3 protein-coding genes are annotated in these 2,760 nt (G+C 47.2%); all 3 read right to left on the reverse strand.

Annotated features, from left to right (window positions below; genetic code table 11):
- Positions 1–836, reverse strand: an 836-nt coding sequence (gene cydB / locus Q7J63_RS00005) for a cytochrome d ubiquinol oxidase subunit II (protein WP_304883460.1), incomplete at its 3' end; no start/stop codon positions are given.
- A gap of 1 nt (position 837) precedes the next feature.
- The gene (locus Q7J63_RS00010; RefSeq protein WP_304883461.1) at positions 838–2,226 is read right to left on the reverse strand and encodes a cytochrome ubiquinol oxidase subunit I; all 1,389 of its coding nucleotides are present in this window, start codon (positions 2,224–2,226) and stop codon (positions 838–840) included.
- A 283-nt stretch (positions 2,227–2,509) separates the two neighbouring features.
- Positions 2,510–2,760: hypothetical protein (locus tag Q7J63_RS00015; protein WP_304883462.1), on the reverse strand; the 251-nt coding region annotated here is incomplete at its 5' end.

Here is a 2,760-nt window from a genome sequence, read left to right on the forward strand (position 1 = left end):
GCCACCAGGACAAACAACAAGGCAATGGTCAAGCTTGTGAAGATAAATGCCCAGCCGTATTTCTTCTTACTCACCAACCTCGGGACATTGGCGATGCTGAGGAATACCAACAAAGGAACCACAAACAAGGCTTGATTTTCACGGAATACCTCAGAGAGGTGCGTCACATAGAGCAGCGTATACACCGTGGTGATGAGATAGGAAACGATGAAAAAGATGATCCCTTTCTTCAATAGATCCTGCAATCGGTCGTATAGTTTGCCTTCGGTTTTCAACAATAAATAGATCCCGCCATGCATCATAAAAAGAGCCAGGCTGGTGATACCCACAAGAATGGAGAATGGATTGAGAAACTCAAAAAAGCCTCCTCCGATATACTCGTAATTTTCATCCAGCGGCATTCCGTTGAGTACATTCCCGACCACCACACCGAGAAGAACTGCCAGCATGATGCTCGATATAGAGTAACTCCAATCCCACATCTTTCGCCACCATGGCATTTCTTCCATATTTCTGAACTTGATGGAAATGCCCCTGAAGATGATAAAGAGGAGGAAAAGGATAAACGGTGTATACATGGCCGACAAAAGCGTCCCATAAAACACCGGGAATCCGGCAAACAAGGTTCCCCCTCCGATGACCAACCAGACTTCGTTGCCATGCCAGGTCGGGTCAATCGCTTTTAAGGCGATTTCCCTGCTTTTGTTTTGTCTGAAAAACATGTGCCATGCACCAGCCCCAAAATCGAAACCATCCAATATGGCATAACCCGAGAAAAGCCCACCTACAACCAAAAACCACCATGTTGGATAATCCAAGCCCAAGAACGTTTCCATATTATTTGTTTATATCGTTTAACACTACTCCGGCGATTGCCTTGTTCAGTGATCCTTCGTCATAATTTTCCTCATCATAGGGGCCATTTTTTATTCCCTTGTTCATCAAGTAAATAAACAGCAGCAACAAGATGGAGTACACGATGAAAAACAAAATCAGTGAAAACAACACCTGGTTGGCCTGAACGCTTTTGGACAAAGCGTCGGAGGTTCTCAACAAGCCATAGACCACCCAAGGCTGTCTGCCCATTTCTGCGGCAAACCAACCGAACTGATTGGCCAATTGGGGCAAAATAGCCGTAAAAACAAAGGTCCAAAGCAGCCATTTTTTCTCAAACAACTTTCCTCTTTTCCATTGCCACATGGCAAAAAGACTGAGGGCAATCAAAAACATGCCAATCGCCACCATCAAATGGTAAAATTGGAATACCGCATTCACCTGGGAAGGCCGATCCTCCTCGGGAAAAGCATTCAGACCGGTCACGGGGGTTTCAAAATCCTGATGAAGCATAAAAGACAGCCCACCTGGAATTTTTAAACCCGTCACTTTCTGGTTTTCTTTGTCCACCCAGCCCATCAAATACAGATCACCTGGAGCCTCCGCATCAAAATGGCCTTCAAATGCGGCCAATTTAGCAGGTTGATTCACGGCAACCCCTTCCGCAGAGCTATGTCCGGTAAACAGCTGGGCCAATGAACTGATCGTGGCAACGACCAGGGTGATCTTGAAGGCCTTCTTCGAAATCTCTACATAGCGCCCCTTGAGGATATAATATGCATGCACACTCAGGATCAAAAACGAACCAGCCAGGAAAGCGCCCAACCACACGTGTGTCAGCCGGTCCACCGAAGATGGATTGAACACCATGGCCCAAAAATCGACGATTTCCGCCCGGGCCTGCATCCCTTCCCCAACGATATGGTATCCGGTTGGCGTCTGCATCCAGGAGTTGGCGACGACAATCCAAACCGCAGAAAACATCGACCCCAGAAAGACACCAAGCGTCGCCACCAGGTGTACCCAGGGTTTCACCCTGTTCCAGCCAAACAGCAAAACGCCCAATGCACTGCTTTCCAGTGCAAAGGCAAAAATGCCCTCAGCAGCCAGCGCACTGCCAAAAATATCACCCACATACCTAGAATACGTTGCCCAGTTGGTTCCAAACTCAAATTCCATCACGATGCCGGTCACCACACCGATCCCAAAAGTGATCGCAAATATCTTGGTCCAGAACTTGGCCAAGACCTCGTACTGTTTATTTTTGGTTCGGATATAGAGACTTTCGAAGACCACCATCAGCAGTCCTATGCCAATGCTGAGTGGGGGATAGATGTAATGAAAGGCAATGGTAAATGCAAATTGTACTCTGGAGAGAATTTCAACGTCCATAAGAAGATTATTTGTGCGAAGCTAAAACCTTAAGGAAAACCCCGGCGTGACCGGGGTCACGTTTGCCGGGATTTAGCCGGGATCGACAATATAAATTACAGGTTTTTTTTTCCAAAAAAATCAAATTGGTCCCGTAAAATTGGACATTCCTCTTACCTGATTGTCCATTGATTGACGGATGGGGATTTTCTGAAAAAAATTGTCCCTTGCAGATATTTGTGGGGATGGGGTTTGGATTTTTCCCCAACCAAAAAAAGTACAAATTCCCACTTGTCCCCAGGCTTCATCTTGGGCCATTCAAGGTTGAAGCCTGCCTAGGCCCTTCAGGCTTCGCTGATATTGGGCGGTAAGGAGGCAAGGAGTGGTCTGTGGGGAGAGAGGCTAGGGGTGTGGAATTACCACTAAACTTCCCTCGGACGTGGGGAGGAGGAAATTGGACCGAGCCGGCGTGGGCCAAGGGCGGAGGAGGATTCCAATTTCTTGGCCTTTTGGTTACTTTTGGGCTAAGCCAAAAGTGACAAAGAACCAAAATCA

This window comes from Rhodonellum sp. (assembly GCF_030656585.1).
In the GTDB taxonomy this organism is placed as follows: Bacteria; Bacteroidota; Bacteroidia; order Cytophagales; family Cyclobacteriaceae; genus Rhodonellum; species Rhodonellum psychrophilum.